The organism is Burkholderia sp. JKS000303 (assembly GCF_002563755.1).
Classification (GTDB): domain Bacteria; phylum Pseudomonadota; class Gammaproteobacteria; order Burkholderiales; family Burkholderiaceae; genus Burkholderia; species Burkholderia anthina_B.
On sequence record NZ_PDBZ01000001.1, the window covers coordinates 2,615,801 to 2,632,357 of the forward strand.

15 protein-coding genes are annotated in these 16,557 nt (G+C 67.9%); 7 read left to right on the top strand and 8 right to left on the bottom strand.

Translation table 11 applies throughout. The annotated features are described in order from the left end of the window. Positions 1–11 precede the first annotated feature (11 nt). Positions 12–314, top strand: a complete 303-nt coding sequence (locus BX604_RS12675; protein ID WP_098551087.1) for a hypothetical protein — start codon at positions 12–14, stop codon at positions 312–314. A gap of 164 nt (positions 315–478) precedes the next feature. Here BX604_RS12675 and BX604_RS12680 read toward each other — a convergent pair whose 3' ends face one another. Continuing rightward, positions 479–1,804, bottom strand: a complete 1,326-nt coding sequence (locus tag BX604_RS12680) for an MFS transporter (RefSeq protein WP_098551088.1) — start codon at positions 1,802–1,804, stop codon at positions 479–481. Between the two features lie 57 nt (positions 1,805–1,861). Next, on the bottom strand, positions 1,862–2,818 hold the full coding sequence (gene speB / locus BX604_RS12685) for an agmatinase (RefSeq protein ID WP_098551089.1): 957 nt from the start codon (positions 2,816–2,818) through the stop codon (positions 1,862–1,864). 139 nt (positions 2,819–2,957) lie between these two features. On the opposite strand from speB, the gene BX604_RS12690 reads away from it, so the two are divergent. Then, positions 2,958–3,869, top strand: a complete 912-nt coding sequence (locus BX604_RS12690) for a LysR family transcriptional regulator (protein ID WP_098551090.1) — start codon at positions 2,958–2,960, stop codon at positions 3,867–3,869. Between the two features lie 42 nt (positions 3,870–3,911). On the opposite strand, the gene BX604_RS12695 is transcribed toward BX604_RS12690, so the two are convergent. Further along, on the bottom strand, positions 3,912–4,376 hold the full coding sequence (locus BX604_RS12695; protein ID WP_060328960.1) for an Lrp/AsnC family transcriptional regulator: 465 nt from the start codon (positions 4,374–4,376) through the stop codon (positions 3,912–3,914). A 134-nt stretch (positions 4,377–4,510) separates the two neighbouring features. Between BX604_RS12695 and BX604_RS12700 the strand changes: the two genes are divergently transcribed. The 3 genes from BX604_RS12700 (at position 4,511) to BX604_RS12710 (ending at position 8,744) form a co-directional block, all read left to right on the top strand. Further along, complete coding sequence (locus BX604_RS12700; RefSeq protein WP_098551091.1) at positions 4,511–5,134, top strand: LysE family translocator; 624 nt, start codon at positions 4,511–4,513, stop codon at positions 5,132–5,134. A 270-nt stretch (positions 5,135–5,404) separates the two neighbouring features. Further along, positions 5,405–6,994, top strand: a complete 1,590-nt coding sequence (locus BX604_RS12705; protein ID WP_098551092.1) for a S53 family peptidase — start codon at positions 5,405–5,407, stop codon at positions 6,992–6,994. Positions 6,995–7,067: 73 nt separating this feature from the next. Next, a complete protein-coding gene (locus BX604_RS12710) occupies positions 7,068–8,744 on the top strand; it encodes a S10 family peptidase (RefSeq protein ID WP_098551093.1) in 1,677 nt (558 codons plus the stop codon). A gap of 75 nt (positions 8,745–8,819) precedes the next feature. On the opposite strand, the gene nadE is transcribed toward BX604_RS12710, so the two are convergent. The 3 genes from nadE to BX604_RS12725 form a co-directional block, all read right to left on the bottom strand. Next, positions 8,820–9,686 carry an ammonia-dependent NAD(+) synthetase gene (nadE, locus tag BX604_RS12715; protein WP_098551094.1) on the bottom strand — a complete coding sequence of 289 codons (867 nt, stop codon included), beginning with the start codon at positions 9,684–9,686 and terminating at the stop codon, positions 8,820–8,822. 213 nt (positions 9,687–9,899) lie between these two features. Next, positions 9,900–10,769 (bottom strand): DMT family transporter, encoded by an 870-nt coding sequence (locus BX604_RS12720; RefSeq protein WP_098551095.1) that lies wholly within the window; start codon positions 10,767–10,769, stop codon positions 9,900–9,902. Positions 10,770–11,037: 268 nt separating this feature from the next. Then, positions 11,038–11,223 (bottom strand): hypothetical protein, encoded by a 186-nt coding sequence (locus BX604_RS12725; protein ID WP_006752380.1) that lies wholly within the window; start codon positions 11,221–11,223, stop codon positions 11,038–11,040. A gap of 200 nt (positions 11,224–11,423) precedes the next feature. Here BX604_RS12725 and BX604_RS12730 point away from each other — a divergent pair, with 200 nt between their 5' ends. Beyond that, entirely contained in the window at positions 11,424–12,182 is a 759-nt protein-coding gene (locus BX604_RS12730) for a DeoR/GlpR family DNA-binding transcription regulator (protein WP_098551096.1), read from the top strand. A 104-nt stretch (positions 12,183–12,286) separates the two neighbouring features. After that, entirely contained in the window at positions 12,287–14,068 is a 1,782-nt protein-coding gene (locus BX604_RS12735; protein ID WP_098551097.1) for a phospholipase D-like domain-containing protein, read from the top strand. A 397-nt stretch (positions 14,069–14,465) separates the two neighbouring features. Here the strand turns inward: BX604_RS12735 and BX604_RS12740 are convergent, their stop codons facing one another. Then, positions 14,466–15,140, bottom strand: coding sequence for a TetR family transcriptional regulator (locus BX604_RS12740; protein WP_098551098.1), 675 nt, complete (start codon positions 15,138–15,140; stop codon positions 14,466–14,468). Between the two features lie 115 nt (positions 15,141–15,255). Then, on the bottom strand, positions 15,256–16,524 hold the full coding sequence (locus BX604_RS12745) for an NAD(P)/FAD-dependent oxidoreductase (RefSeq protein ID WP_098551099.1): 1,269 nt from the start codon (positions 16,522–16,524) through the stop codon (positions 15,256–15,258). Between the last annotated feature and the right edge of the window lie 33 nt (positions 16,525–16,557).

The following is a 16,557-nucleotide window of genomic DNA, read 5'->3' on the forward strand; positions in this document are numbered from 1 at the left end:
AGGAGGCGACGGTGAGCAACGCGGCGAACGATGCGGTCGAGCGGCTGTTGGACGCGATCGAAGCGGACAGTGACGATTGCTGGGCGATGTACGAAGAGATCGGCCGTGTGGCCGTCGGCCGGCTGCGGCTCGCCGACCGCGACGCGTTGCGCGCCATCGCGCGCGCGTGGGTCGCGAGCGACGACGCGCAGGCCGCGCTGGTCGATACGGATCGCCATTCACCGGACCTCGATGCGGCGAAGGACCGCGCGGAGCGCGTCGATGCCGTGCTCCGCGACGTGATCCGAAACGTGCTTTTTCCGGCGGCGACGTGACGGCGATCGACGAACGCAAGCCGCTGCTGCATTCGTGCTGCGCACCGTGCTCGCACTGCGTTCGGACTCCCGACGGCCGCAATGAAAAAGAGCGGCACGATGTGCCGCCCTTCGCGGGAGATGACCGGGCAGGCGTGTGACGAAGCCGGCCCGGTGCCTCGAGATTACGCGGTGCGCGTGCCGCGCGGCAGCGGCGCGTTTGCCTTGTCCGGCGCACCGGCATCGTCGATGCTGACGCGGCGCGAGATCAGCCACACGCACACCGACGACAGCACGGCGGCGCTCATGTACTGGACCGCGAGCGGCCACCATTGCGGTGCGACGTTCTGCGCGATCAGCGTCGCGACGAGCGGCGTGAGGCCGCCGGCGAGGGCGCCGCACACCTGGTACGCGATCGAGATTGCCGTGTAGCGGATGCGCGCGATGAAGATGCCGCTGACGAAGCCGGCCACCACCGAGTAGTAGCCCGATTCCGCGAGCGTCGCGAGGCCGACGCCGACCGTGATCGACAGCGGCGTGCCCATATGCACGAGCGGCAGCATCACGAACGGGACGATCGCGGCCCACGCGCCGGTGATCAGCAGCACGCGCGTCGTGCCGAAGCGCTGCGCGAGGAACGCGGCCGCGAGCTGCACGACGAACTGCAGCACGGCGACGATGGTCATGCAATGCAGCACCATCGACCGGTCGAGCGACAGGAACTGCGTCGCGTAGCTGATCATGAAGATGTTGCTGAAATACACGCCGGCGATCCCGTACACGTTCGCGCCGATCGCGAGCAACAGCAGCGGCCAGTATTTGAGCGCTTCGCGCACCGGGTTTTGCGCGGTGTTGCCGCTTTTCTTGACTTCCTCGAACTCGGGCGATTCCGACACGCTCGCCCGGATCACGAAGCCGACGATCAGCAGGATGGAACTCGCGAGGAACGGCACGCGCCAGCCCCAGCTCATCATGTCGTCCTTCGACAGCGTGCTGATCGCGCCGAACGCGAGCATCGACAGGATCAGGCCGCTCGCGCTGCCGAGCTGCGCGAACGACGCGAAGAACGTGCGCTTGCCTTCCGGCGCATGCTCGCCGGCGAGCAGCACCGCGCCGCCCCATTCGCCGCCAACGGCGATGCCTTGCAGCACGCGCATCAGCACCAGCAGGATCGGCGCGATCATGCCGGCCTGCGCGTGGGTCGGCAGCAGGCCGATCGCGACCGTCGACACGGCCATCAGCATCAGCGTCGCGAGCAGCGAGCGCTTGCGGCCGTAGCGGTCGCCGAGATAGCCGAACATCACGCCGCCGAGCGGCCGCGCGAAGAAGCCGACCGCGAACGAGCCGAACGACGCGAGCAGGCTGACGAAGCGGTTTTCACCGGGAAAGAACAGCGGCCCGAACACGATGGCGGCGGCGGTCGCATAGCTATAGAAGTCGTACCACTCGATCGTGGTGCCGACGAACGAAGCGAGCGCCGCCCGCTTCGGTTGCTTGATGGCAGTCCCCATCGTTGATGTGCTCCTCTGGAATGCTCTGATTTGGAATAGATGGTGTGCGCGGCGGGATCAGTCGCGATACGCGACGCCGGGCAGCACGCACAGCAGCTCGTACGCGAGGTTCGCGCCGAGCAGCGCCGTGGTGCCGAACGGGTCGTACGGCGGCGCGACTTCGACGAGATCGCAGCCGACGATGTTCAGCCCCTTCGCGCCGCGGATGATCTCGAGTGCCTGCGGCACCGTGAGGCCCGCGATTTCCGGCGTGCCGGTGCCCGGTGCATAGGCCGGGTCGATGCCGTCGATGTCGAAGCTGATGTAGACCGGCGTGTCGCCGACGCGCGCGCGCACTTCTTCCATCAGCGGGGCAAGCGACTTGTTCCAGCATTCCTCGGCCTGGACCACGCGGAAGCCCTGCTCGCGGCACCAGTCGAAATCCTCGGCGGCGTAGCCGGTGCCGCGCAGGCCGATCTGCGTGACCTTGTCGCCGTGCAGCAGCCCTTCCTCGACCGCGCGGCGGAACGGCGTGCCGTGCGCGATCTTTTCGCCCATCATCGTATCGTTCACGTCGGCGTGTGCATCGACGTGGATCAATGCAACCTTGCCGTGCTTGCGATGGATCGCGCGCAGGATCGGCAATGCGATCGTATGGTCGCCGCCGAGCGTGACCGGCTTGCAGTCGTGTTCGAGGATCGCGTCGTACGCGGCTTCGATGCGCGCGATGGAATCGTGCAGGTTGTACGGATTGATCGCGACGTCGCCGATGTCGGCGATCTGCAGCGAATCGAACGGCGCGGCGCGGGTGGCCATGTTGTACGGGCGCAGCAGCACGGATTCGGTGCGGATCTGGCGCGGGCCGAAGCGTGCGCCGGTGCGGTTGGAGGTGCCGAGGTCGAACGGCACGCCGACGAAACACGCGTCGAGCCCGGCGGCGCTCGCCACGTGCGGCAGGCGCATCATCGTCGCGATGCCGCCGCTGCGCGGCATTTCATTGCCGCCGAGCGGCTGGAAATGGATGGGTTCGTTCATGGGGGTGTCTCTTCCGATGTGGGGTTGCCGTATCATTCGACGCGGCCTGGCGCATAGTTTTACGCGTCCGGGCGGAAAGAAGAATGCGAAGATATCGACGTAAACATCGATTTCCATCGATGCATGGAAGGGGAATAGCGTGCTGGGGAATCTGTCGACCCTCGATCTGCGGTTGATCCGCGTGTTTCTCGCGGTTACGGACGCGGGTGGCGTATCGGCTGCGCAGACGATGCTGAACGTCGGCCAGTCGACGATCAGCGCGCAACTGTCGTCGCTCGAGACGCGGCTCGGCTACCGGCTCTGCGAGCGCGGCCGCAGCGGTTTCCGGCTCACGCCGAAGGGCGAGCGGTTCCACGCGATGAGCCGCAAGCTGCTCGCGGCGCTCGACGAATTCGGGATGGCGGCGCGGCACATGGACCGCCAGCTGGTCGGCACGCTGAACATCGGCCTGATCGGCCATACACCGGTCAGCCAGAACGCGCGGATCGCCGAGGCGATCGCCGCATTCCGCACGCGCGACGAGGCGGTGCGCTTCTCGATCTCCGTGCGTGCACCGGGCGATCTCGAGGAAAAGCTGCTGAGCGACGAGATCCAGATCGCGGTGGGCTACTTCTGGCATCGCGTGCCGTCGCTGCACTACACGCCGCTGTTCATCGAGCGGCAGGTCGCGTACTGCGGCCGCGGTCATCCGCTGTTCGACGGTGCGGGTGCGCTGACGCCGGCGGATGTCGCCGGCTTCGAGTGGGCATGGCGCTCGTATCCGCTGCCGGAGGCGCAGATGTCGACGACGCCCGATCGCGTGACCGCGACCGCCGACAACATGGAAGCCGTCGCGCTGCTGATCCTGTCGGGTCATCATCTCGGCTACCTGCCGCAGCATTTCGCGGCGCCGTACGTCGCGCAGGGGCTGCTCGCACCGCTCAACCCGGAGCAACTGCGCTACGACGTCACGTTCCACATGGTCGTGGCGCGCAACGGGCGCGGCGACCCGCTCGTCGAAGCGTTCCTCGAGGATCTCGAACGCGCGCACCAGGTTCCCGACGTGGCGTGACGCGCTGCATGACGCCGGCTCGGCCGGCAACGTAAACGAGCGTCACGGCACCGGCAATCCCGCGTCGTGCTTCACTTCACGCAACGACAGCGCCGATTCGATCGACGTCACGCCCGGCAGCATCCGCAGCGAATCGCGCAGGAACGTGCCGTAGTCGTCGAGATCGCGCGCGACCACCTGCAGCAGATAGTCGGCGGTGCCCGCGACGTTGTGGCACGCGAGAATCCGCTCGATGCCGAGCACTTCCCGTTCGAACCGGTCGGCGACCTTGCGGTCGTGCGTCGCGAAACGCACGAGCACGAATGCGACGACGCCGAAGCCGAGCGCCTGGCGCGACAACTGCGCGCGGTAGCGCTCGATGTAGCCGTCGCTTTCGAGACGTTTCAGGCGACGCGCGCACGGCGTCTCGGACAGGCCGACGGAGTCGGCCAGACGCGCGATCGGCAGGCGGCCGTCGCGCTGCACCGCGGCGAGGATCGCGCGATCGGTTTTGTCGAGTTCGGTCATGTTGGCGGAATCCTTGTTCGAATACCGTGATTGTGGCGGATTCCACTAGCGATCGCCAATCCGGTGTCAAAAATGGCCAATAATCCCTCGCCCTTCAGCGGCAACATATCGTTATTGGAGGACGGGGGCAGACCATGATTTCCACGCATTTGCTGTTGATTTATCTCGCCGCGCTGGCGGCCATTTACGCGGTGCCCGGGCCCGACATGGCGCTCGTGCTGCAGACCAGTATCGGTCGCGGTGTGCGTCCGGGCATGGCGGCGGCAGCCGGCCTGTCGCTGTCGCGCACCGCGCATGTGACGCTGTCCGCCTGCGGCGTCGCGGCGCTGATCCGCAGCGCGCCGTGGCTGTATGAAGTGATCCGTTATGGCGGCGCGCTCTATCTCGCGTACGTCGCGATCCAGGTGTTCCGCTCGCCGGTGTTCGCGCTCGGCGACGGCGAGGCCGCCGCCGCGGGCGAACTGCGGCAATCGTTCTTCAAGGGGCTGCTGACGAACCTGCTGAACCCGAAGGCGCTGCTGTTCTGCTCGGTGCTGCTGCCGCAGTTCGTGCGGCCCGAAGCCGGACCCGTGATGTGGCAGATGTTCGAACTCGGTGCGCTGCTGGTTGCGGCCGGCGTGTGTTTCGACCTTGCATGCGTGTTCGGCGCGTCGCGCATCGCGGCGTGGATGCGTGCGCATCCGCTCGCGCAAACCGTGCAGCGCTGGACGTTCTCGGCCGCGCTGATCGGCTTCGCGCTGCGCCTGTCGATGGACTGACCGGCCGATTGAATGGCCTCCCGGCATCGCTGCCGTGCCGCTCGACAGGCGTGCAAGGCACGGTGCATCATCGAACGAAGGCCGCGCGCAATGCCGGCCTTCGCACGCATCCTCGTCACGGCGGCGCACGCGCGCAAATCGTCTGACTGTTCTAAACTTCCCTTAACTTCGCGCTGCGGCGAACCGACTGACCGAACGGAACCGTCTTCCGCCGGCCGTGTCCGATTTCCTGGCTGTTCCGTGCAACGCGGTACCAAGGAGGGTCTGAACATGGCAAGGCATCTTCAAGCCGACCGTGAACCCCGCATCGTCGCCGAGTCCAAGTGTCTCGGCCAGTGCGATCCGGCAGAACGCATCCACGTCACGATCATGTTGCGGCGGCAGGAAGAAGGGCAACTCGATGCATTGGTCCACCAGCTCGCGACCGGCGACGCCCGCGCGAAACCGGTGTCGCGCGACGCATTCGCGCAGCGCTTCTCCGCGAGCCCCGACGACATTCGCAAGACCGAGGACTTCGCACGCCGTCATCAACTCACGGTCGATCGTGTCGATCCGGTCGAAAGCGTCGTCGTGCTGTCCGGCACGATCCAGCAATTCGAAGCCGCCTTCAGTGTGAAGCTCGAGCGTTTCGAGCATCGCTCGATCGGCCAGTATCGCGGCCGCTCGGGCCCGATCGTGTTGCCCGACGATATCGGCGACGCGGTCACGGCCGTGCTCGGTCTCGACAGCCGTCCGCAGGCGCGGCCGCACTTCCGGCTGCGTCCGCCGTTCAAGCCCGCCCGCGGTGCCGCGGGCGTCACGTTCACGCCGGTCCAGCTCGCTGCGCTGTACGGTTTTCCGGCCGGCGACGGCGCGGGGCAGTGCATCGCGATCGTCGAACTCGGCGGCGGCTATCGCGCGGCCGATATCCAGCAATATTTCCGCGGACTCGGGATCGCCACGCCGCCGACGCTCGTCGACGTGAACGTCGGCACCGGCCGCAATGCGCCGAGCGGCGATCCGAACGGCCCGGACGGCGAAGTCGCGCTCGACATCGAGATCGCCGGTGCGATCGCGCCGGCCGCGAAGATCGCGATCTACTTCGCGCCGAACAGCGACGCGGGCTTCATCCAGGCCGTGAACGCGGCCGTCAGCGACAAGACCAACCAGCCTTCGGTGATCTCGATCAGCTGGGGCGGGCCGGAAGCGATCTGGCAGGCGCAGTCGGCGCAGGCGTTCGACCGCGTGCTGCAGGCGGCCGCCGCACAGGGGATCACGGTGTGCGCGGCGTCGGGCGACAGCGGCTCGGGCGACGGGCTGCAGGACGGTGCCGATCACGTCGACTTCCCCGCGTCGAGCCCGTACGTGCTCGGCTGCGGCGGCACGCAGCTCGATGCGCTGCCGGGGCAGGGCATTCGCAGCGAGGTCACGTGGAACGACGAGGCGGCCGGCGGTGGCGCGGGCGGCGGTGGCGTCAGCACGATGTTCGACCTGCCGACGTGGCAGCAGGGGCTGACCGTGACGCGCGCCGACGGCAGCAGCACGCCGCTGGCCAAGCGCGGCGTGCCGGACGTCGCCGGCGATGCATCGCCGCAAACGGGCTACGAGGTGTCGGTCGCCGGCACGCCCGCGGTGATGGGCGGCACGAGCGCGGTCGCGCCGCTGTGGGCCGCGCTGATCGCGCGGCTCAACGCGGCGGCCGGCGCCTCGGTCGGCTGGGTCAATCCGGTGCTGTACAAGAATCCGGGCGCGCTGCGCGACATCACGAAAGGCTCGAACGGCACTTTTGCGGCCGCGGCCGGCTGGGATGCGTGCACGGGCCTCGGCAGCCCGGACGGCGCGAAGCTCGCCGCGGTCCTCGCGCGCAAGCCGTCGAGCTGACGCGCCGGCACCTGCGTTTTCTTGCGACGCGGGTTTCCTGCCCGCGTCTTTTTTCACCTCCAGGAGCAGCACGATGGGCATCGATTCCGCATCTTCCGGCGGCGTGTATCCGCTGCATCACGGCGACCTCAATTCGCATGGCGTGCCGGCGGCCGTCAGTCCGGTCGCGCTGAGCCACGGCCGCGACCAGCCGTTCTTCGATCCGGTTGCATACGGCAACGGCCCCGACGACTCGGTGACCGACACGACCGAAGCGGCCGCGATCACGCACCACACGATCCTGATCGACGGGAAGCGCATTGCCTATACGGCGACGGCAGGGCATCTCGTGACGGTCGACCCGAGCAGCTCGCAGCCGGCCGCGAAGCTCTTCTACGTCGCATTCACGGCCGACGGCGCGAAGGAAGAAACGCGGCCCGTGACGTTCTTCTACAACGGCGGGCCGGGTTCGTCGTCGGTGTTCGTGCTGCTCGGCTCGTTCGCGCCGAAGCGGATCAAGACGTCGATGCCGGGGTTCACGCCGCCCGCGCCGTACCAGATGGAAGACAACCCGGACAGCATGATCGACCACAGCGACCTGGTCTTCATCAACCCGGTCGGCACCGGCTATTCGGCGGCCGTCGCGCCGAACAAGAACCGCAATTTCTGGGGCGTCGACCAGGATGCCGATTCGCTGAAGCAGTTCATCAAGCGCTACCTGACCAAGAACAACCGCTGGAATTCGCCGAAATACCTGTTCGGCGAGTCGTACGGCACGGCGCGCAGCTGCGTGCTCGCGTACAAGCTGCACGAGGACGGCGTCGACCTGAACGGCGTCACGCTGCAGTCGTCGATTCTCGATTACCGGCAGGCCGGCAATCCGGTCGGTGCGCTGCCGACCGCGGCGGCCGACGCGTGGTATCACAAGAAACTCGGCGTCAAGCCGGCGCCGACGGATCTCGGCGCGTTCGTCGAGGAAGTCGCGCAGTTCGCACGCACCGACTACCTGAACGCGTTGCGCACGGTGCCGCATGCCGATCCGGCCACCGTGCAGAAGCTGTCGGAGTACACCGGCATCGACGCGGCGACGCTGCAGACGTGGGGGCTCGACGTCGCCGGCTACGACGCGCGCGGCAATTCGCTGTTCCTGACGACGCTGCTGCACGCGCAGGGGCTCGCGCTCGGCTCGTACGACGGCCGCGTGACCGGGATCTCGTCGGGGATCGCCGGCAAGATCGACCCGAACTCGGGCGGCAACGACCCGACGATGACGGCGGTGACGGGCGTCTACACGGCGATGTGGAACAGCTACCTGAACGAGCAGCTGAAGTTCACATCGAACTCCGCGTTCACGGACCTGAACGACCAGGCATTCCAGAACTGGGATTTCAGCCACATCGACCCGACCGGCGCGCAGCAGGGCATCGATGCGAAGGGGAACGTGATTCTCTACACGGCGGGCGATCTTGCCGCGGTGATGGCGCTGAACGTCGACCTGAAGGTGCTGTCGGCGAACGGCTTCTACGATTTCGTCACGCCGTTCTACCAGACCGTGATCGACCTGCAGCAGATGCCGCTCGAGGATCAGAAGGTGCGGCAGAACCTGTCCGCGCGCTTCTATTCGTCGGGGCACATGGTGTATCTCGACGGCGGTTCGCGCACCGCGCTCAAGCGCGATCTCGCGACGATGTACGACGCGACGGTCAGCGATACGGGTGCAAGGATGCGAATCCGCGCACTGCAGGCGAAGAAGCCGGGCGGGCACGCATAGCATCGCCCGTCAGGCACGCGCCGCGCGCAACCGCTACGGTGCGGTTCGCGCGGTTCGTATGAGCGGTGCCGTCGATCAGCCGCCGTGGCCGGGTTGCGCGGTCGGCCAGTCGAACAGCGTGTACGGCAGCGCGCGCTTGTGGCGCGAGCCTGCGTGGAAACGCAGCACCGTTTCGTACACGTGGTCGCTGACGGGCTTGCCTTCGAGGAAATCGTCGATCTCGTCGTAGGTCACGCCGTATGCGTGCTCGTCGGGGCGCAGCGGGCGCAGTTCCTCGAGGTCGGCCGTCGGCACCTTCATCACGATCGATTCCTCGCCGCCGAGCGCGCGGGCCACCGCACGCACGCGACGCTTGTTCAGGCCGGCGAGCGGCAGAATGTCCGCGCCGCCGTCACCGAATTTCGTGAAGAAACCCATCAGCGATTCGGCCGCGTGGTCGGTGCCGATCACGATGCCGCGTCGCGCGCCGGCGACCGCGTATTGCGCGATCATGCGCTCGCGCGCCTTGATGTTGCCGTGCACGAAGTCCTGCTGCGCCGGCGTTTCGAATGCGTGGCCGGACGCGGCCAGCGACGCGAGCATTGCGTCGGCGGCGGGCTTCACGTCGACCGTCAGTGCTTCGTCCGCACGCACGAAGTCGAGCGCGCGCTGCGCATCGGCTTCGTCGTTCTGCACGCCGTTCGGCAAACGCATCGCGATGAAGCGCGCGTCGTAGCCGTCGGCGCGCAGCCGTTCGACCGACAACTGCGCGAGCCGCCCGGCCGTCGACGAATCGACGCCGCCGCTGATGCCGAGCACGTAGGTCCGCAGGCCCGTCGAACGGAGGTACTGCGCGAGGAAATCGACGCGCCGGGCGATCTCGGCATCGACGTCGAAGTGCGGGGCGACGTTCAGTTCGGCAATGATCGCGCGTTGGCGGCTGGCGTAATCGGCGGATGTCATGGGGGTGGTTCCGGAACGAAATGCAAGGCGCCCATCATAAGCGCAATCGTGGGCCGGCGCCGCGCCGGGCGTGCGATCCGGCCGCTGCGCGTTGCATCGGCGAGACGCGATGCATCGTGATGGTGCAACCCGCGATCGGGTGCACCGGAGCGGGCGTCCGGATGCGTCGTTGCGATGCATGCGCGGCCGGTGCGACCGACGCTCGCGCCCGCGTCAGCGGCGTGCGAGCACGACGCCGACCAGCGCGAGCGCGAAGCCGGCGAGCTGGATGGTCGCGAGCGTTTCGCCGAACAGCAGGTAACCCTGCAGCGCGGCGAGCGGCGGCGCGAGAAACAGCAATGACGTCGCGCGCGCTGCGTTGCCGCGGCGCAGCATCCACATCAGCATCGTGACCGCGCCGCCGGACAAAAACACGATGCCCCACACGAGCGATATCCACAGCGCGGGCGCGCCGATCCAGCGCGTTTCGTGCAGCAGCGCGACGAAAATCGCCGCGACGATCGCCGCGCCGAGGTTCTGCACGGCGACGGCCGTGCGCAGGTCGTTTTGCGCGAGCTTGCCCTTCTGGTACAGCGAGCCGGCGGTGATCGAGCCGACCGACAGCACCGACACGACCACGACGAACCACGCCGGCACGGCGCCCGGCGGGGGGGCGACGCCGCCCGCGACCTTCGGCGCGAGCACGAGCGCGACGCCGGCGAGCCCGAGCGCCATCCCGAGCCAGCCGCGCGCGGGCAGGCGCTCGTTGAACAGCGGCACCGCGAGCACGGCGGTGGCGAGCGGCTGCAGCGCGCCGAGCAGCGCCATCACGCCGGCGTTCAGCCCTTGCGCGACGGCCCAGTAGCTGGCGCCGAGGTAGATGCCCTGCAGCAGTGCGCCCGCGATCAGGTGACGCGGCCATTCGCGGCGGGCCGGCCACGGCGCACGCGCGACGAACGCCACCGCGCCGAACAGCACGGCCGTGCCCGCGAAACGCGCGAGCAGGAACAGGTTCGGATCGGCATAGGGTTTGATGGCCCGCGCGACGATGAAGCCGGTGGACCACAGCGCGACGAAGGCCGCGGCGACGAGCGAGGTAAGCATGCAGGGCGGGCCGAGACGCGGCCGGATGAATCGTGAAGTCGGCCAGTATCGGGCGAAGCCGGGTTGCCGTCTTGTCGAATTCTGCACTCGTGCGCTTGCACGCACGCCGCGCCGTGCGGAACGGCGGCGAAGGCGATCGTTGGGGAGAAGTGCTGCGGCCGGCAGCCGGAGGTGCGTCGCGTCGGCACGCGGGCCGGGCGTTATCGACCGGCCGGGGCCGGTTGAGTGTGCTGCAACGAGAACGCGCGCACGCGAAACGAAGGAGAGATCAGTCGAGCGAGAACGTGTCGAGCGGCTGGTTCGCGCGCGCATCGGTCGCGAAGCGTGCGGCGAGCTGTTCGTACAGCCGGCGCGCTTCGTCGAGCGTCAGGTCGATCCAGTACGGATCGCCGGCGCCGTCGTTGAGTCGTTCGGGCGAAAACTGGATTTCGAGCACACTGCCTTTGCGATACATTGCGCGAGTTCCTTGATGGTCTGTCGTTCGGCGGAACGCAGAGTGTAGCAATCGCATGCTGCACCGATTCGCGCACCTCAGGCAATACAGAATTTCACTTTCGCGGCGCGCTCGCGCGTCGCGCCGTCGTCAAATGACGGTCAAACGGCCGTAATACAATAGTCGGCTTACCCATTACCAGTCGCCCCGGGCGCATTGCGATGCTGGCGGAACAACGTCATCAATACATCCTGTCGGAGCTTGGACGCTCGGGCGCGCTGTCGGTCGCCGAACTCGTGCGCTCGCTCGACGTGTCGCGCGAGACCGTGCGGCGCGACCTGAACGCGCTCGCGGCGCGCGGCCTGCTCGTGATGACGCACGGCGGCGCGCTGGCGGCGGACCGGCGCGAGCCGAGCCTGTCCGAGCGTGAAGCGGCGAATGCCGAAGCGAAGCGCACGATCGGGCGGCGCGCGGCCGAATTCGTGCCCGACGACGCATCGGTGCTGATCGACTCGGGCAGCACGCCGCATGCGGTCGCGCTCGCACTGGCCGACCGCCACCGGCTGTCGATCTACACGAACGACTGGCGCACCGCGTTCGTGCTCGCGCGGCGCAACGGCAATCGCGTGACGCTGCTCGGCGGCGAACTTTCCGACGACGAAGACGCCACGTTCGGGCTCGATACGATCCAGCAGCTCGCGCAATACCATGTCGACTTCGCGTTCGTCGGCGCGGGCGGCATCACGGCCGACGGCGACTGCACCGACTATTCGCGGCTCGCCGCCGAAGTGCGCAGCCGGATGATCGCGGCGGCCGGCACGGCGATCATCGTCGCCGACCATTCGAAGTTCGGCCGCGTGACGCCGGTGCGGATCAACGGCACGTCGGCCGCGCGCTATCTGGTCACCGAGCGCATGCCGGACAAGGCCGTGCGCCGCGCGCTGACCGCCCGCGGCATCGAGTTGCTCGTGTGCGACTGACGCGGCGCCGACATACAAGGTTCATCGAACGGTCATCGCAGGGGAAGAACCGCCGTCGACACTGACCCATTCATCTCGACCGGCCGGCCCGGCAGGAGCAACGAATGACCGTCAGCGTACGCAGCTATCTTTCCCCGACCCTCGTGCTGCTGGCCTTCGACTGGCCCGACGCGGCGTCGCGCACCGATTTCCTCGGCTTCGCGATCCGGCGCACGCCGGGCTTCTGGTCGGCCGACGGCAAGACGCGGGCGCCGGACAGCTGGCTGCCGAACCGGCTGACGTTCGACGGCCCGGCCGCCGATACGCAGGGCGACGCACCGACCGACCAGGCGCCGATCCAGAAATTCATGTGGTGGGACGCGCGCATCGATCCGCAGGATCGCGGCGCCGCGTTCCGCTACGACGTCTATCCGGTCGTCGGCACGCCGGCGAACCTGCAGGTGCTCGATGCGCAAGCCGGCGTGTGCGACGTCGTGCTGCCCGCGCACATCGAGGACGGCATCGGCACCTGGTTCAACCGCGCGGTGGTCAGCTCGCAGGCGTTCGCGAAACAGGTCGCGGCGCTGGGCCTCGAGCCGAATGCGGTGCCGAGCGCCGCCCAGGCATTGAAGCTGCGCACATGGCTCGCGAACGACATGGAGCAGGTGTTCGCGCAGATGCTCGACCCGGCGTCGCGCGCGGCATCGGCCGTCTATCACCTGACCGACACGCTGTGGGCGTTGCCCGCGTTCGAAGCGTTCGGCCGCCAGCACGGCGACGCGTCGCTCGCGATCGTCTACGACGGGCACGCCACCGCGCGCAAGGGCAAGCCGCCGCTGCCGTCGCCGAACCAGCCGGCCGTCGACGCGCTGCAGGGGCTCGCGACGCTCGCGCCGCGCGACCGGACGCACATCATGCACGACAAGTTCATCGTGACGGACGTGCCGCCGGACGCGGCGCCCGCGCGCGTGCTGACCGGTTCCGCGAACTTCACGACCGAAGGGCTGACGGAACAGGCGAACGTGCTGCACGCGTTCGATTCGCCCGCGCTGGCCGCACTGTACAACGATCGGGCGCATGCGCTCGCCGCGAATCCGACGATCGCGGAGACGGCGCGGCTGTCGTCGGGCTGGTCGGCGCCGATGACGGTCGGCAGCGCGCAGGTGCGCGTCGCGTTCTCGCCGGAGCCGGCGGGGCAGCGCACCGAGATCGATACGATCGTCGCCGCGATCGCGGCCGCGAAGCACTCGGTGTCGTTCTGTCTGTTCATGCCGACCGACGCGGCGTTGCGTGATGCCTGCTTTGCGGCCGGCGACCGCGGCCTGATGATGTTCGGCCTCGTGAACCGCATCAACGTCGGCAGCGCGACGAAGGCCGATGCCGCGCAACGCGACGGCCAGTCGCTCGATGCGGCGACGCTCGCGAACCTCGAGCTGTACCATCGCCAGCGCGATCATCGCGACGTGATCGATGCCGCGTATTTTTCGCCGGCGACGGTGCCGAAGGGCTTCGAACCGGAGCTGCGCCTCTTTCCGGGCGAGCCCGCGCCCGCGTATCCGCCGGTCGTGATCCATCACAAGTTCATCGTGATCGATGCGGAAGGCGCGAACCCGATCGTCTATACGGGCTCGGCGAACATGAGCCGCAACTCCGAGCAGTACAACGACGAGAATCTGCTGGAGATTCGCGATACGCGCATCGCGGCGATCTATCTCGCGGAATTCCTGCGGCTCTACGAACACTATCGTGCGCGGGCGCTGTCGATCGAAACGAAGCAGCGCGGCACAGGCGCGCACCCGCAGCTCGCGCTCGCGCCGGATTCGAGCTGGGCGAAGAAGTACTACGTGGCGGGAAGCCCGGAAGAGAAGGCGCGGATCGCGCTGGCGGCGACGGCGCCGACGGACTGACGCGCTGTCCGGCGCATGCCGGATGCATGCGTCCGGGCCTCGTTCGGGAAGCGAGTGCGCGACTCGCTGGCGTGTTTCGGGGGCTAGGGCCTGTTCACGCTAATAACGGGCTTGCGAACGTGCCTTTCCGCCCGTCCCCCAAGGGGACTTCCTCCGGGCGCAGGCAAGGAGAGAGGAGGCGCAATAGCCGTAGCGATTGCAACGAGGAACGACGCCGCCATGCGGGCGGAAAGGCACGTTCCCCTGTTTGGGAAAATTCATTCGTGGGGCTGGCCACCAGAAGGGCCGATCGCGGCGTCATGCTCCTCGCGAATACGTTGAGTATTCGCTTCGTCGCATTCCTTGCGCTCGGCCCTTCTGGTGGCCAGCGCAAGCCCGTTATTAGCGTGAACAGGCCCTAGGCTGCGACGTAGCGCAGCACGGAGTCGGCGATCGTCTCGCGATGCCGCGCACGCAGCCGCGGCGCCGACGGATCGCGGCCGAATGCGGCGCCGAACGTGTAGCGGTTCGACACGCGGTGGAAGCAGAACGAGCTGATCAGCAGGTGCAGGTCGAACGCGTCGATGTCCTTGCGGAACGCGCCGCTTGCCGCGCCGCGCTCGAGCAGCTCCTCGATCGTCCTGATGATGCTGACGTTGCGGTTCTTGAACGACTTCAGCTGTTCGAGATACTTCGCGCCGTGAATGTTCTCGATCGACACGAGGCGGACGAAGTCGCGATGCTTGTCGTGATAGTCGAACGTGAATTCGACGAGCCGGCGCATGCCTTCGCGCGGCTCCATGTCGCCGACGTGCAGTTCCTGCTCGAGCGCGCGGATGTCGCCGTACACCTTCTCCAGCACGGCCTCGTACAGGCCTTCCTTGCTTTCGAAGTAGTAGTAGAGCATCCTCTTCGTCGTGTTCGTGCGCTCGGCGATCGCGTCGACGCGCGCACCGGCGAGACCCATCGCGGAAAATTCCTGCGTGGCGACGTCGAGGATGTTGCGCTTGGTTTGCTCGGGATCGTATTTGCGCCGCGTGTCGGACGCAACCGCGCGGCTTTCGGACGTGGCGGCCTTGCTTCCAGCTTTCATGTGACTTTGTTGTGGGTTCGCGGCGGCATGGAGAAACCATTCTAGCATGCGGGAAATCCCCGCCCGGCCGACCTTCCGTTCTAATCGGCCACGCGGTTTCGAGCGCCGCCGCCGTTCAGCGCCGGCACGATGCGAGCGCGTCGCGGGCCTGGTACGCGGTGTACGTGAGTTGTGCGGCGGCGAGGCCCGCAAGCCCGAACGTGCGCGTGAGCCCGAACGCGGCGAAGCCTTCCGGCACGGGCTGCTCGCCGGCCAGCGCGGCGGCGAGCGCTTCGCCGGCGACGGTGGTCGGCGCCATCCCGTGCCCGCCGAACGCGATCGCGTGCCACACGCCGTCCGCGTCGCGGCCGATCTGCGGCATCTTGTGCCGCGCATAGCTCATCAGCCCGCCCCACGCATAGTCGACCTTCACGCCGTCGAGCTGCGGATACACGCGCAGCAGGTCGCGACGCAGCAGGCGCGCGATCGCGTCGGGGCCGCGGTCGAGCACGGAGATCCGGCCGCCCCACAGAATCCGCGTGTCCTTCAGCGGACGGTAGTAGTCGAATGCGAAGCGCGTGTCGTAGATCGCGTACGGTGCGTCGATCGCGTCCGGCAGCCGCGTGCCGAGCGGTTCGGTCGCGATCACGTAGGTCGCGATCGGCAGCACCGCGCGTTCGATGCGCGGCGACACGCCGCGCGCATAGCCGCCGCCGGCGAACACGACGTCTTTCGCACGCACCGTGCCCTGCGCCGTGCGCACGACGTAGCCGGCGCCTTCGCGCGCGATGCCGAGCGCGGCCGAGCGTTCGTACAGGCGTGCGCCGCCGCGCGAGGCGGCCGCCGCGACGCCGAGCACGTACTTGAGCGGATGGAAGTGGAACGCGTTCGGCTCGAACAGCCCGCCGTAGTAGCGCTGCGTCTTGAGCCGCGCGCGCAGCGCGTCGGTTGCGACCGGTTCCCAGTCGACGTTGAATTCCTGCTTCATCAGCGTGCGCACGCCGTCGAGCCGCGACGGATCGTCGAACCAGTTCGCGAGCAGCACACCCTGGTCGACGATGTCGCAGTCGATTCCGTAGCGCGCGATGCGCGTGCGGATCAGGTCGACGGCATCGACGGTGAGCCGGTACAGGCGACGCCCTTCGTCGCGGCCGAGCGTGCGCAGCAGGTCGGCGTTGTCGAGGCTGTAGCCGCCGAACACGAAGCCGCCGTTGCGGCCCGATGCGCCGAAGCCGACCCGCTCGCTATCGAGCACGACGATGTCCGTCACGCCGCGCTCGACGAGACCGAGCGCCGTGCACAGGCCGGCGAGGCCGCCGCCCACGATGCAGACCTGCGTGTCGATCGTGCCGGTCAATTGCGGGTAGGGCTGGCGGGTAACGGTGGCTTCGTAGAAGTTCTGCATGCGTTTTCGGTGACTCGTAACGGCGGAAAAACG

Coding starts and splice junctions, on each gene's coding strand:
- nadE (WP_098551094.1), bottom strand. CDS start 9,686: ATGACATCCGCCGATTACGCCAGCCGCCAACGCGCGATCATTGCCGAA.
- BX604_RS12680 (WP_098551088.1), bottom strand. CDS start 1,804: ATGGGGACTGCCATCAAGCAACCGAAGCGGGCGGCGCTCGCTTCGTTC.
- BX604_RS12735 (WP_098551097.1), top strand. CDS start 12,287: ATGACCGTCAGCGTACGCAGCTATCTTTCCCCGACCCTCGTGCTGCTG.
- BX604_RS12745 (WP_098551099.1), bottom strand. CDS start 16,524: ATGCAGAACTTCTACGAAGCCACCGTTACCCGCCAGCCCTACCCGCAA.
- BX604_RS12700 (WP_098551091.1), top strand. CDS start 4,511: ATGATTTCCACGCATTTGCTGTTGATTTATCTCGCCGCGCTGGCGGCC.
- BX604_RS12730 (WP_098551096.1), top strand. CDS start 11,424: ATGCTGGCGGAACAACGTCATCAATACATCCTGTCGGAGCTTGGACGC.
- BX604_RS12740 (WP_098551098.1), bottom strand. CDS start 15,140: ATGAAAGCTGGAAGCAAGGCCGCCACGTCCGAAAGCCGCGCGGTTGCG.
- BX604_RS12725 (WP_006752380.1), bottom strand. CDS start 11,223: ATGTATCGCAAAGGCAGTGTGCTCGAAATCCAGTTTTCGCCCGAACGA.
- BX604_RS12720 (WP_098551095.1), bottom strand. CDS start 10,769: ATGCTTACCTCGCTCGTCGCCGCGGCCTTCGTCGCGCTGTGGTCCACC.
- speB (WP_098551089.1), bottom strand. CDS start 2,818: ATGAACGAACCCATCCATTTCCAGCCGCTCGGCGGCAATGAAATGCCG.
- BX604_RS12705 (WP_098551092.1), top strand. CDS start 5,405: ATGGCAAGGCATCTTCAAGCCGACCGTGAACCCCGCATCGTCGCCGAG.
- BX604_RS12695 (WP_060328960.1), bottom strand. CDS start 4,376: ATGACCGAACTCGACAAAACCGATCGCGCGATCCTCGCCGCGGTGCAG.
- BX604_RS12710 (WP_098551093.1), top strand. CDS start 7,068: ATGGGCATCGATTCCGCATCTTCCGGCGGCGTGTATCCGCTGCATCAC.